Annotated in this window: 12 protein-coding genes; 1 reads left to right on the plus strand and 11 read right to left on the minus strand. The window is 57.3% G+C overall.

What is annotated here, in order from left to right; all coding sequences use genetic code 11:
• Window positions 1-57: 57 nt before the first annotated feature.
• Window positions 58-1,128 (plus strand): hypothetical protein, encoded by a 1,071-nt coding sequence (locus tag VG146_19080; GenBank protein ID HEV2394459.1) that lies wholly within the window; start codon window positions 58-60, stop codon window positions 1,126-1,128.
• Window positions 1,129-1,250: 122 nt separating this feature from the next.
• Here the strand turns inward: VG146_19080 and ureG are convergent, their stop codons facing one another.
• The 11 genes from ureG to VG146_19135 all read right to left on the minus strand — a co-directional run bounded on the left by ureG (window position 1,251) and on the right by VG146_19135 (window position 13,276).
• Window positions 1,251-1,979 (minus strand): urease accessory protein UreG, encoded by a 729-nt coding sequence (ureG, locus tag VG146_19085; GenBank protein ID HEV2394460.1) that lies wholly within the window; start codon window positions 1,977-1,979, stop codon window positions 1,251-1,253.
• Between the two features lie 2 nt (window positions 1,980-1,981).
• The gene (locus VG146_19090; GenBank protein HEV2394461.1) at window positions 1,982-2,620 is read right to left on the minus strand and encodes an urease accessory UreF family protein; all 639 of its coding nucleotides are present in this window, start codon (window positions 2,618-2,620) and stop codon (window positions 1,982-1,984) included.
• 85 nt (window positions 2,621-2,705) lie between these two features.
• Entirely contained in the window at window positions 2,706-4,421 is a 1,716-nt protein-coding gene (gene ureC / locus VG146_19095) for an urease subunit alpha (protein HEV2394462.1), read from the minus strand.
• Between the two features lie 3 nt (window positions 4,422-4,424).
• Window positions 4,425-5,189, minus strand: coding sequence for an urease subunit gamma (ureA, locus tag VG146_19100; GenBank protein HEV2394463.1), 765 nt, complete (start codon window positions 5,187-5,189; stop codon window positions 4,425-4,427).
• A gap of 162 nt (window positions 5,190-5,351) precedes the next feature.
• Window positions 5,352-6,182 carry an urease accessory protein UreD gene (locus VG146_19105; GenBank protein ID HEV2394464.1) on the minus strand — a complete coding sequence of 277 codons (831 nt, stop codon included), beginning with the start codon at window positions 6,180-6,182 and terminating at the stop codon, window positions 5,352-5,354.
• Window positions 6,179-6,892, minus strand: a complete 714-nt coding sequence (gene urtE, locus VG146_19110; protein ID HEV2394465.1) for an urea ABC transporter ATP-binding subunit UrtE — start codon at window positions 6,890-6,892, stop codon at window positions 6,179-6,181. Before urtE ends, VG146_19105 begins: the two co-directional genes overlap by 4 nt.
• A complete protein-coding gene (gene urtD / locus VG146_19115) occupies window positions 6,889-7,665 on the minus strand; it encodes an urea ABC transporter ATP-binding protein UrtD (GenBank protein ID HEV2394466.1) in 777 nt (258 codons plus the stop codon). The genes urtE and urtD overlap by 4 nt, the downstream gene beginning before the upstream one ends.
• Window positions 7,662-8,819: an urea ABC transporter permease subunit UrtC gene (urtC, locus tag VG146_19120; GenBank protein ID HEV2394467.1), complete on the minus strand. Its 1,158-nt coding sequence runs from the start codon at window positions 8,817-8,819 to the stop codon at window positions 7,662-7,664. Before urtC ends, urtD begins: the two co-directional genes overlap by 4 nt.
• A 4-nt stretch (window positions 8,820-8,823) precedes the next feature.
• Window positions 8,824-10,572 carry an urea ABC transporter permease subunit UrtB gene (urtB, locus tag VG146_19125; protein HEV2394468.1) on the minus strand — a complete coding sequence of 583 codons (1,749 nt, stop codon included), beginning with the start codon at window positions 10,570-10,572 and terminating at the stop codon, window positions 8,824-8,826.
• A gap of 66 nt (window positions 10,573-10,638) precedes the next feature.
• Window positions 10,639-11,928 carry a transporter substrate-binding protein gene (locus VG146_19130; protein ID HEV2394469.1) on the minus strand — a complete coding sequence of 430 codons (1,290 nt, stop codon included), beginning with the start codon at window positions 11,926-11,928 and terminating at the stop codon, window positions 10,639-10,641.
• A 40-nt stretch (window positions 11,929-11,968) separates the two neighbouring features.
• Window positions 11,969-13,276, minus strand: coding sequence for an outer membrane beta-barrel protein (locus VG146_19135; protein HEV2394470.1), 1,308 nt, complete (start codon window positions 13,274-13,276; stop codon window positions 11,969-11,971).
• Window positions 13,277-13,628 lie beyond the last annotated feature (352 nt).

The following is a 13,628-nucleotide window of genomic DNA, read 5'->3' on the forward strand; positions in this document are numbered from 1 at the left end:
CCTTTGGCAGCTTGACGCCTGAAATATTCTGATTCAGACAGCCCAACATAGAAGCCTATGCCAGAGAAACCAGTTGTCACAAGAAAGCTCTCGGACAAAAGCACCAAGCAGGAAATGCTCGATGCATACCAGGCCCTTGCCAAAGAGCTCGAAGAAAAACGCGCTGCCGCGTTGGCTCCTGAACGCCGCCTCGAGGAGAAGAAGGCCGCCGAAGCCGTGAAAGTGGCGACGGGAATTGCGCCGGAAGGCGTTGACCGCGAATTAGGCGGGCTCAGATCGGAGATCGGCAGAATGCTGGCCAGCATTTCCGACCAACTGGCGGCGGAATCCGCCAGGTTCCGCAATGTCCAGAAGGCTGTGGAAAGCAAAGAGCAGGAGCTGAAGGAGCTGTATGGGATTGAAAAAGCGGCGGTGAGCCTGGCGGCATTGATCGAAGCCCAGAATCAAAAGCGGACGGAATTCGAAACTCAGATGGCCCAGGAACGGGACGAGCTGGAAAAGGAGATTGAGACCAAACGCGCTGAGTGGGAAGAGGAGAAAAGAACCCACGATGCCGAAGTCAAGGAGCGGGATGGCGCCGAGAAAAAAGCGCAAGACCGCGCCCGGGAAGATTTCAATTATGCCTTTAAGCGCGAACAGCAATCCATCAAAGACAAGCTCAACGACGAAAAGGCTGCGTTGGAAAAGGAGATTAAGATTAAGCGCGAGACGTTTGAACGGGAATTCGTTGAGAGAGAGAAAGCCATCACCGGGAAGGAGCACGAGCTGGCCGAGCTTCGCGCCAAAGCCGCCGACTTTCCCAAAGAACTGGAAGCCGCCGTCAACCACTCGGTCAAAGAGGCCAGCGAGCGGCTCAAGCTGGAAGCCAAGAGCCGGGAGGATGTCGCCCAGAAGCAATTCGAAGGCGAGCGCAACGTTCTGACCGCCAGGAACGAAGCGCTGGAACGAACCAACAAGGACCTTGTCACCGCGAATTCAAAGCTCGCACAGCAACTCGAAGCCGCCTATCAAAAAGTCCAGGAAATCGGCGAGAAAACTGTCGAAGGCGCCTCGCAGTCCAAGTCCTATGCGGAGTTGCAAAAGCTTTTCCTGGACCAGAGCCGGAAAGCGCGTGAGGAAAAAACCTGAGGCGGCATCGACCCCAAGCGCTCCACAAGGGCTGAAATCCCCGACCCGCGCAATTCGCGACCAACGAAGCAGACCTTACAGCCGCCGCGTCAAAGTGTAAGAGGTTAGCTTTTGTTAGCTGCTCAATGGCTGTGCGGCACTGAGGCGGCGTGTTCCCAGCAGTGCAGGACCTGCTCGGCTATCTCGTCCACACCCATCCCATGTTTGACCTGTGCAAAGATAATCGGTCCATCGCCGCGCATGGCATGGGCGTCGCGGCGCATGATTTCCAGGTCGGCGCCGACGGCCACAGCGAGATCGGTTTTGTTAATCACCAGAAGGTCGGATTGAGTAATGCCGGGGCCGCCTTTGCGGGGTATTTTGTCGCCGCCAGCCACATCGATGACGTAGATGGTGAAATCAGCTAATTCGCGGCTGAAATGCGCGGCGAGGTTGTCACCTCCGGATTCGATCAGCAGGAGCTGGGTGTTGAAACGTTGGTGAAGGTCTTCCAAGGCGAGCAAATTGGCAGAGGTATCCTCACGGATAGCCGCATGGGGACAACCGCCTGTCTCGACCGCCCGGATGCGGTCGGGTTCGAGGGCCTGGTGGCGCACGAGGAACTCGCCATCCTCTTTAGTGAAGATGTCATTTGTGACAGCCGCCATCCGAAGTTGATGGCGCAGTTTCAGACACAATGCCAGCATGAGGGCGGTTTTGCCGCTGCCGACCGGGCCGCCCACGCCGACGGTAAAGGCGCGGCGGCTGAAATCGCGGGCAAGTGGCTTAGGGCGCTGGTCGAAGTAGCCTGGGTATTCGAGGTGTTCGTGAGTATGGCCCTCGGGCCCGTGTTGGTGATGTTCCAAGTTCATGCTCAGCTTTGGAATAATCTCGAATAAAGGCGGTCTTGATTAGCCTGGAATAATTCCAGCAATGGCGAGGGTTGAGCGATTTGTTCGCGAGTCAGGTTTCGACAACGGAGCAGGACCTCCTCGGCCTGTGCGGCGAAACTGTGCAACAAAGCCTGTCCTTCGAGAGGGCCAATGATTCCAAGGCGGATCGCCCCAGTCACAAGCCCGCGCAAATGGATAAAGAAGAACAACCGCGCTGCCGGCATAAAGTCGATTCCAAGCGCGTTAGTTGTCACGCCGAACACGGGAGCGAAATGATAAAAGGCTCCGGTTTGCCGGGCGCTTTGGCGAAGCTGTTCCAGTTGGTGTGTGGCAAAGATGCGCTCGGCCGATGCAAGGAGGGCCTGGCCTTGGAGGCGGCTAGCGCGATTGGCGACATGATTGGTGTTAAAAGTGTCGCACAGCCGATCCAGTTCAAGCCAATTCCCGGGATTAGCGTGGGCTGCGGTCACAAACGGCAGTGAAGCGCGCCCGAGTTGGCATAGACTCGCTCGAATGAACGAGGCCAGTTCCCCAGGATTGGCCAACTCGCCCTGCTGCCAGGCGGCCTCCAACCCGCCAGAATGGGCGAAGCCGCCCGTCGGAAAGGCTGAATCAGCCAATTGACATAACAACCATTCATTGTTTGGAGACTCGGAACTCACACATCCGAAGATTGAGAAGAACAAGCCATTATACCAAGATTCTCTAAAAGAGAAAATAGCGCTGAGCCAACGGCAGAACGCTTGCCGGCTCGCAAGCCAACAACTCACCATCCGCTTTAACCTCGTAGGTTTCAGGATCGACAGTAATGCGAGGCGTTGCGTCATTCCATTTCATTGCTTTTTTGCCGATGTTCCGGCAATCGCGAACGGCCTCGACGCGTTTGGTCAGGCCGTAGGTTGCGGGGACGCCCTTCTCCTCGCAAAGCCGGCTGACAAAACTCACTGAGATGGGAGATGCGGCCGAGCCGAAAGCGCCGAACATCGGACGCATGAAGACAGGTTGGGGCGTCGGAATCGAGGCGTTCGGGTCGCCCATCTGAGACCAGGCGATTATCCCACCTTTAATGACCATCTCGGGTTTTGCGCCAAAGAAGCCGGGTTTCCAAAGAACGAGGTCGGCAAGTTTGCCGGTCTCGACAGACCCAACCAGATGGCCAATGCCATGCGAAATGGCGGGGTTAATGGTGTACTTGGACACGTAGCGCTTGATTCGAAGGTTGTCGTTGGACCCTGTTTCGCCTTCGAGACGGCCACGTTGTTGGCGCATCTTATTGGCCGTCTGCCATGTCCGCGTAATGACCTCGCCGATGCGGCCCATGGCCTGCGAGTCCGAACTCATCATGCTGATTGCCCCGAGGTCATGGAGAATATCCTCCGCCGCGATGGTCTCGCCCCGTATCCGGCTTTCGGCAAAGGCGACATCTTCCGGGAGCTTTGGGTCGAGATGGTGACAGACCATCAGCATATCGAGGTGTTCATCTAGCGTGTTGACTGTAAAAGGGCGGGTAGGGTTCGTGGAACTGGGCAGAACGTTGGGTTCGCCGCAGATGCGAATAATATCCGGGGCATGGCCGCCGCCGGCGCCTTCCGAATGGTAGGTGTGAATCGTGCGGCCTTTGATAGCAGCTATGGTTGCATCGACAAACCCGGACTCATTGAGCGTGTCTGTGTGGATGGTCACCTGCACGTCCTGCTCGTCAGCCACGCGCAGGCAGCAGTCAATGGCCGCGGGGGTTGTGCCCCAATCCTCGTGCAACTTCAGGCCGATGGCCCCGCCAAGAATCTGCTCAGGCAATCCCGCCGGCAAAGCCGTGTTCCCCTTGCCCGTAAACCCAAAGTTCAGAGGCAAAGCGTCGGTGGCTTGCAACATCATCCGCAGATGATTTGCGCCTGGCGTGCACGTCGTGGCGGAGGTGCCGGTCGCCGGGCCTGTCCCCCCACCGATCATCGTGGTCAGACCGGCGGAGATAGCTTCGAACACTTGTTGCGGGCAGATAAAATGAATGTGCGCGTCAATACCCCCGGCAGTGACGATGAGCCCTTCGCCTGCGATGACTTCTGTTGTGACACCGACGACCATGCCCATGGTCACGCCGGCCATCACGTCCGGATTGCCCGCTTTGCCTATGCCCGAGATGAGGCCGTCTTTGAGGCCGATATCGGCTTTGTAAATGCCCGTGTAGTCCACGACAAGCGCATTGGTTATCACGCAATCCAGCGCATCGGCCTGGGCGACCCCTGCGGCCTGGCCCATGCCTTCTCGCAGCACCTTGCCCCCGCCGAACTTGCACTCGTCCCCATAAACCGTGAAATCCCGTTCAACCTCCAACACCAGCGAAGTGTCCCCCAACTTGACCCGGTCGCCGGTGGTTGGCCCGAACATTTCTGCGTAATGCCGCCGATCAATCTGATGTGCCATAAGCTATTCCTCCTGGTGGGCAAAGCCGCGTTCCGTTACCCGGCCCAATGCGGCCTTTTGGTTCTCTGCCGATACTGAACCCTCAGCCAGGTTATTGCCTCCATGAATAATCCGCCTCCCGGAAATCTCCACCAAGCGGACCGTTTTGGTCTCACCGGGCTCGAACCGGACGGCTGCCCCGGCGGGTATATCGAGGCGTTTGCCATAAGCCTTCAGCCGGTCGAACCGCAGGGAAGCATTCGTTTCGATAAAATGATAATGGCTGCCCACCTGCACGGGCCGGTCTCCGAGATTGGTCACTGTCAGGGTCACTGTTGGGCGGCCAGCGTTCAGGTCCAGCTTGCCCGGAGCTACTTCATACGCGCCCGGTTCGAGTTCGCCCTCCGCCGGAACGGATTCGAAGACCGAGGGAGGCGGAATCGGCAGGAAACTCCCGTGCAATGCCAGTTCGAGGTTCCCATTCTCCGAAGCAATAGGATGATGAACGGTGACAAGCTTTGTCCCGTCCGGAAACGTCCCCTCGACCTGCACCTCGCTGATGAGTGCTGGCACGCCGGCCATTACCTGGTTGCGCCCCAGAAGTCGTCTTCCTAAATCCATGAGTTCCGCCACTCGCTTTCCTTCGCGAATGAATTCGAGAAGTTGAGAGGCGATGAGGGCGACGGCCTCCGGATAGTTCAGGCGCAGACCGCGGGCGAGGCGTTTTTGGGCCAGAAAGCCGGCGTTATGGAGCAGGAGCTTGTCAATTTCGCGAGGGGAGAGGTGCATAGGGGACCCTGGGTGTGGAGTGTGAAGCGTCGAGCGTCGAGCTTAGGGCGTGGGCTGGATTGATCCTTAAAATGGCAGTTGAGCCGCCCTGCGGGCGCGATGCAGAATCCTCTGGGATTGAAGAGTTCATCTTTCCGCGTTCGTTTGCCGTTCTTTGGCCTGCTACCATTTTCTAGCCCATGGGTCATCATGCAGAAACTGCGGAACGAAGGAAAGCAGCCGCCGGACCTCGTGGCTGACGGCTTCGACGGACTCACCGGCGATGCGAATCAAGGAACCCTGGGTGATGGGGCTGGCGCTGCAGACCAGCGGCGCGTGGCGCGGCATTGGCAGGCGGGCGACCTCTTCCAATAAGCGGGCGCTCACAGCGGCAAGGGTGTCTCCAATCACCACCACCAAGGCGAGACAATTGAACCGCCCCATGCGATGAGAGGCCTCAAGCGGCCCGTCGGCAGGCTCCAACAGCAGCGAATCGAGCAGCACACGCGATTCTCCCAAAAAAATTTCATTCTGGCTGTGGAACCGGTCGAAGGCCCAGCGCTCCCCACGCGCTGCGCGGCCCGAACAGAGCCAATCGACCAACACCAACCCGCTTTTGGGTTGCAGATGAAACTCCTGGCGCTGCCGATAGCGCGATTGAGCAAAGGCTTGGACCGGGTCGGGCGCCAAAGCCAGGAGCGCCTCGCGGGCCAAGTGAGCCCTGAGATAATGGCTGCACGGCTGAGAATCTGGATTGCGATAAACCTTGGTTGATGCCTGGGTGCTCAAAAAACAGCGCGCTCCCTCCCCAACATTTAACGTCAGGCTGATTTCGTCCCCGGCAACCAACCCCCCGCCAAAACTGCTCAAGCAGGCCCAAACACTCGGACCGCGAGGACGCGGAGTCAGGATTTTGAGGGGGCTGGTGGCCCAAACAGAAGTGGCCGTGCTTTGGCCGGCCGCTAATTCTACACTCAAATGGCCGGTGCCCGGCTGCAATTGGTCCAAGCTCATACCGTCAAGTATTGCTTCACAAGATTTTGATTCAAGTCTGCTATGGCCCCTTCGGCGGCAATCGCGCCGCGGTCCATGACATAAAAGTAATCGGCGACGCTGAGGCAAAAATCCAGGTACTGCTCGACCAAAAGGATGCTCATTTGACCTTCCTTTTTAATCTTCAGCAGCGTCTCACCTATGTGGTCGATTATGTTGGGCTGGATGCCTTCGGTCGGTTCATCCAGTAGCAGCACCTTTGGGGCGGTCAGCAAGGCGCGCGCGATAGCCAACTGTTGCTGCTGTCCGCCGCTGAGGACCCCGCCCTTTCGTTTGAGCATGGTCTTAAGAATCGGGAAAAGTTCGAGGATCCGGTGCACCTGGCCGTTGGCCGTTGCGCCGTGCGCCACGAGGCTAATCCGCAGGTTTTCCCACACCGTCAGGTTCGGAAAAATATCGCGGCCTTGCGGCACGTATCCAAGCCCTTGGCGGGCGCGTTCGTCGGGGCGCAAGCCGTTGAGCAGCCGGTCGCCCAAACGGATATTGCCGCTCATTGGTTTGAGCAGGCCAGTCACGCATTTGAGGGTGGTGGTTTTGCCAACGCCATTGCGACCCATCAAGCAAACGACCTGGCCTTGCGGAATGGACAGCGAAACATTACGCAGGATTTGTGACCCTTCATAGGCAGCGTTGAGCTGGGAGAGCGTGAGGATGTCCGGCGCGGCATTCACAGTTGGCGTTTCGGCTCGTGTTTGCGGCCCAGGTAAACCTCGATGACCCTTTCGTCGTTTTGCACCTCCTCGACCGAGCCTTCGCAAAGAACGGAGCCCTGGTGGAGCACCGTGACCTTTCGGGCGATTTGGCGGACGAATGCCATGTCATGCTCGATGACGATGAGGCTATGGTGGGCGGCCAGGTTGACCAGCAGTTCGCCCGTGCGGACCGTTTCGTCATCGCTCATCCCGGCCGTCGGTTCATCGACCAGCAGCAGCCTGGGGTCCTGGGCCAGGAGCATGCCAATTTCGAGCCATTGCTTTTGGCCATGGGCCAATGCTCCGGCCCGCCAGTGCTGGCGGTCAGCCAGACCTACCGTTTCGAGGACCTGTTGGATGCGTTCACGCTGAGCCGGGGTGACCCTTGAGAACAGCGCCTCCCAAACGCTCCGCTTGCTCGGGAGCGACAGCAGGATGTTTTCAAACACCGTGTGCTCGACATAAACCGACGGGGTTTGAAATTTGCGCCCGATCCCCAACCGGTTGATCTGATATTCATTGAGCCGCGTCAGGTCGGTGTCCCTGCCAAATTCGATTTTGCCCGAATCGGGCCGTGTGCGGCCAGAGATCAAATCGAGCATGGTGCTTTTGCCGGCGCCGTTTGGGCCGATGATGACGCGCAGCTCGCCGGCATCCATGTAAAAGTTCAATTCGGAAATGGCCTTGAACCCGTCAAAGGTTTTGTTCACGCCTTCGAGCATCAGGATGAACTCTTTGCGCTGCGCGCTCATTCGCTTTTGACGAGGGTTTCGCTGGGCTTGGCCGCAGGTGCTGGTTGCGGGGTGGGTTCAAGCTTGCCACGAAAATGGCGGCGGAGCGATTTCAACTGTCCGGGCAGGCCAACGATTCCTTTGGGCATGAAAACGGTCACGAAAACAAACAGAGCGCCCAGGATCAGCAGCCACATATCCGGGAAGGCGCGGGTGGTCCAGCTCTTGAGGGCATTGACACCAATCGCACCCAGGATGGGACCAATCAATGTGCCGCGCCCACCGACGGCGACCCAGACAACCGCTTCGAGCGATTTATCAGGGGCCATCTCGCTGGGATTGATAATGCCGACCTGGGGGACGTACAGCATGCCCCCGAGCGCGCCAATGACTGCGCAAAGAACGAATACAAACAGCTTGTAGTTGGCAGCGGCGTACCCACTGAACAACACACGGTCTTCCCGGTCACGAATGGCCTGCTGGACCAGGCCGAATCGGGTTTGGCTCAACCAGCGGCATCCAATATAAACCAGCGCCAATAGAAGGGCCGTGGCGATATAAAGGCCCCGCTGAGTGGCCGGCTCGCGTAGATCGTGGCCAAGGAGGAATTTGAAATCAGTAAACCCATTGTTCCCGCCCATCAAGAGGCTATTGCGGAAAAACAGCAAACAGGCGGCGTAGGTGAGGGCCTGGGTCAAAATGGAGAAGTAAACGCCACGAATGCGGGAACGAAAGGCGAGATAGCCGAAAATCAGGGCCAGCAGACCCGGCACCACCACGACCATCAGCAGGGCGAAAGCAAAGCTCCCGAAGGGCCGCCAGAAAGGGGGCAAATTATGCCAGCCCAAAAAGACGAGAAAATCGGGGATAGGCTGATGGTACTGCCCGAGGTCGCCGATCATGCGCATGAGGTGCATGCCCATCATGTAGCCGCCCAAGGTGAAGAAAAGGGCCTGGCCCAGGCTCAGCAAACCGGTATAACCCCAAAGGACATCGACGCTGATAGCCAGGACGGCGTAACAAAGGTACTTGCCGTAAAGGTTGATGCTGAAATCGCTGACATGCAAAAAGCTGCCGGCGGATGTGAAAGCATTGAGGGCCGGCAGCACAATGATTAAGACGATGGCCGCGATAGCCAGGGCACATTTTGATGATTTGCTGGCGGTGCCCCACATACTGTCAATCGAGGCTGCGACTACGGCTGCTGAATAAACCGCCTGGCTTCCACTGTAAGAACAGGATGATGGCAATCAGCACAACGATCTTGCCCGTAACCGGCGAGCCGGTGGTTTGTTGGAGCACCTGGTCGGCAGTGCCGATGCCCAGAGCGGAATAGACCGTGCCGACGATGCTGCCGATCCCGCCAAGGACCACCGTCATGAAACTATCCACGATATACGTTTGCCCAAGACTGGGGCCGACGTTGCCGATTTGCGATAGGAACGCCCCCGCCAGTCCGGCCAGGCCGGAGCCAAAGGCGAAGGTCACCATGTTAATGCGGCTGGTGCGCACGCCCAGGCAAGCGGCCATACCCCGATTTTGCATCACAGCCCGAATCAGCAAACCCAGGGGGGTCTTGGTCAACAGGAGCCACGTCCCGATGACAATGACAACGGCAAAGCAGATCACGAATACCCGGTTATAACCGAAGTTAAGGTCGCCAATGGAGAAATGGCCCAGAAGCCAGGACGGGGAATTGACCTGAACATTGTTAGCGCCGAATACCATGCGGAAACACTGTTGCATAACCAGTGAGATTCCCCAAGTGGCCAGCAGCGATTCCAAAGGGCGGCGATACAGGAACCGGATCACCGTCCGTTCGATGAGAAGCCCCGCCAGGGCGGCGGTGACAAAGCTCAATGGGATAGCGAAGAGGAAATAGCTCTCATAAAGCCATCCAGAGGCGTTTAGGCCCGGAAGATGCATGCCGAAGCCGATCGGTCTGCCTGCAAAACTGAATGGCAAGATAATAGAGAATCCGAAGCCGGCGCCGAACAGGTTCTGGACGACGTAACAGGCGTAGGACCCGACGGCAATCATCTCGCCATGAGCCATGTTGATGATGCCCATCAGCCCAAAGGTGATCGCCAGCCCAAGCGCTACCACCAGCAGAATCGAGCCGAGGCTCATTCCATGAAAGATGGTGCCAAGAAAGTTGAGCCACCAAATGTGTTCCTGGATTGCGTGGATGGCCTGCCTGGCGGACCGGGCGACATCAGGCGGGCAATTCGGCGCCGATGCCAGGCTCGTGAGAGTATCGAGGGCGCCCATGGCCTGAAGATGCTCCAGTTGCTGAACGGCTTTGAGTTGTACTTTGGGGTCGGTATCAACGAGTTGAAGCAGAGCGATAGCTTCTCGAATGCCCTTCCTGACCTGAGAATTTTTTTCTTTTGGGAGCTTGGCCTCCAGGACCGGGATATACCGGGGCTTGCGCGAATTGCCCAGCTTCAAAATTGCCGAGTGCCGGGCCTCAGGCTCAGGGTCTGACAAGGCCAGGGCATCGAGGGTCTGCTGAATAGCGCTGCGCAGACGCATATCCGTGTCCGCTGTATTCAAATCGTTGTCGCCGAAGCGAAGTTCAGCGCCTTTGGCATCCTTCAGGTAAGTCCCGTCATCAACGCGGATGGCGCGCTTTTTGCCATTGGCATCCTCAGCGTCCTCAAGCAGCACCGGGACTTTGGAACCGTCCGGCGCGACATACAGGTAAACTCCGTCGCGGTTCCAGAGGTTCAAAACATCCGCGGCTACCTTCGAGCCGGACCCGGCCAATTCGCTGAGGAGTTTTTGCTGGTCCTGCCCTTGGCTCAGGATGGCTTGGTCGAGCTTGTGCCGGACGGCAGAGGCCTCCTCGCTGGCGGAGTCACGGGCGAGCGCGCACGAGAAAAGGCCCAGTGACAGCCAAACCAGCCATGTCAGACCACGCTTCATAAATAGATTAAGGGGCGGAGCATCGACGCTCCGCCCCGTTGTCGAAACTCAGGCAGCAGCAGACGGTCACTTATTCAAGGCTGTCAGTTTTTGATCCAATCCATTGAGCAGGAACGGTTCGCCAAAAACCTGGTCATACGATTTCAGAATTTTGAACTGCCCGTTGGCGCGGGTCTCGCCGATATAAACGTTTTTTGTCGCATGGTGGTTCTTCTGGATAGTAATCTTTCCGCCCGGACCGTCAAAACTTATTTCGCCGCTTTCGAGGGTCTTACGGACCTTGTCCACGTCGAAGCTGCCGGCCTTTTCCGCTGCCGCCTTCCAAAGATAAGCGCCGTCGTATGAAAGCACCATCGGGCTGTCCACCGCCCGGTTCTCTTTCACGACGCCCGGGTGGTTTTCTTCCTTTAGCCACGTATTCCAGCGGGCTAGAAAATGCTTGTTCTCGGGCGTTTTGAGGGACATGAAGTAAGTCCAGCAACCCAGCTCGCCCACGAGGTCTTTGGTGGGCAGGGAGCGCAGCTCATCTTCCGCCAGGCTGAATGAAACGACCGGGCAATCCGCCGGGGTGAGCCCCGCAGCAGCCACTTCCTTGAAGAACGGGACGTTCGAGTCACCGTTGATGGTGTTGATCACGCACGCGTCGCCGCTGGCGGCAAACTGCTTAATCTCGGCAACGATTTGCTGATAATCCGTGTGTCCGAAGGGGGTGTATTTGCCGGCCGAAATCACCTTTCCGGAATCATCTTTGCGCAACCCGCCGCCGATGTCCTCGAGCCGGATTCCGTGCAGCAACAAATATTTATAAAGGATCAAATTTGTCGTTTGGGGATAAACGTAGTCCGTCCCGATTAGATAGAATTTCTTCTTGCCCTGCGCCAGCAGGTAATCGATTGCCGGAGTCGCCTGTTGGTTGACGGCTTCCGCCGTGTAGAAAATGTTCTTGGACAGCTCTTCACCTTCGTATTGGACCGGGTAAAAGAGAAGGCCGTTGTCCTTTTCAAAGACCGGAAGAACGGATTTGCGGCTGACTGAGGTCCAGCAACCGAAAACGACGGCAACTTTGTCTTCTTCCAGGAGTTGTTTGGCTTTCTCGGCAAACAACGGCCAGTTGGAAGCGCCATCGACAATGACTGGCTCGATCGTATAGCTCTTATCGCCAATCTTGATGCCGCCCGCCTTGTTGATTTCATCGAATGCGAATAGCAACGAGTCGCGCAACGAGGTTTCGCTAATGGCCATCGTCCCGCTGAGGGAATGGAGTATGCCGACTTTGATGGTTTCGGCGGAGCTGGAGATTGGCGTTTGAGCCAAGGCCAGCGCGCCGATGAGCAGACTAAACAGGTATTTTTTCATGCTTTCTTTTTAAATGTGGTTGGTTCGAATTGTTTTGGATTTAAAACAGGTAAGAGACGCCCGCCCCGTAAACGATGCGGTTTTGTTTGCCGGGAACGAAACCGCCGGCCCAGGAGGTATGGTCAAAACGGATTTCCGGCTGAATCTTGATTGTTGGGACGGGTCTGTAGTTAAGGGTCAGGGCGACGCTCGACAGGTCCTGACCAGTGCCCAGCGGGTTGAGGAATCCCAAAGGACCGCCAACACCCCCAGCGGAGGCATCGACGCCGTCTTTATCGCTCAGAAACTCAGCGCGCAGCGCCAAGCCGACTTTCTTGGTGAAATCGTAAGTTGTCCAAAGGCCCGTGGACCAGACCGGCGCATCCCCGGGGACTGCGTAACTGGCAGGATTGTGGAAGTTAAAGTAGTCCAATTCGGTGCCGAAACCCAACTGCTCGGTCGCCTGCCATCCGGCCAGGAGCGAGCCACCCCAGTCCGATTGCAAATAAGGCGCGCCCTCACGCCCCCCAAACCCGATCAGGTTAAACCAAAGATTCTTCATTGGGGTGAAGTTGAGCGAACCCATGTACGTCTTCGAAGAGCCGTTGGAAAACTCGCCGGCATACAGGCCGTTTTGCACCCGGAATTTTGCGTTGAGCCAATCTGTTAAATTGTAGCCGAGCTGGATACCCGCCGCCGGTGGATTGCCGGTAAAATACCATTGGTAACCTTGCGAGAAGTTGGCATTCACTGCCCCGCCGTCGCCCGATTCATAGTTGAGGAGCGAGATGAGTTCGCCGATTCGCACGTCCAAACCCGTTCCGATAGGGATGTTCAGTTCCACGAAGGCCTCCCGCACCAAGTCAAAGCCGACGGACGAGCTCGAGGAGTTGACGTACGGGGCGTTCTGGCCGGCGATGAGCGAGACACGGTAGCCCGCATCGAATTTATCCCCGTTGTTCTGCACCTGCGGGCTGGCGAGGGTGATCTTCACCGCATTGAGCGTGAACGAATCGTTCCTTCGGTTCCAAAGATAGCCCGGAATTTCATTCCCTGGTGGCTCGCTCGAGTCGTGAAAGAAGGAGGTCGTCACAAACCCGCTTAGAGTGATATCGCTCAAGGCGGAGACCGGCGGGTCAGCGGGTTTGGTCCCGCTGGGCAGCAATCCCTCTTTTTGAGCCAGAGCTTCGAGCGTATCGAGCCGCTTTTTCAAGTCCTGGTTTTCTTTTTCGAGGTTTTCGAGCCGGTTCGTGCTTAAGTTGGATGGGGCGGTCTGCTGGCCGTGCAGCAGGGCGGTGCCGCCCACTGCCAACCCCAGGCACACCCCTGCGGCTTTAATGTGTTTAGTTCCCTTGGTTCCTTGCCTCATAGGTATTCGATAGGATTTGGTCATTTTTGTGTCTCGCAGAGTTCACCCGCCGGTTCACAAACCACGCCCATCCCACTAATGGACTTACGGTTTTAACGAGCGATCTAACGAGCTTTGTCCAACCCTGAGCAGCCGAGATGCCATAGGGGAAAACGCCGCGCCTCCACGCGAAAATTCCTCAAACGAGCCAACCATTTTCCGCAGACTAAAAACGCATCATTCGCCCGGTTTTACCGTATGATCTTCAGCGTGCGCCAAAGCGCAAAAATTCGAGCCGCACGCATGGCGAAGGTCAGGCAGGCACCGACAATGTGGCGCGTTGCCTTGTTGCGTTTTGACCAATCTGAGCAAA

The sequence above is a fragment of the Verrucomicrobiia bacterium genome (assembly GCA_035946615.1).
GTDB lineage: Bacteria > Verrucomicrobiota > Verrucomicrobiia > Limisphaerales > UBA8199 > DASYZB01.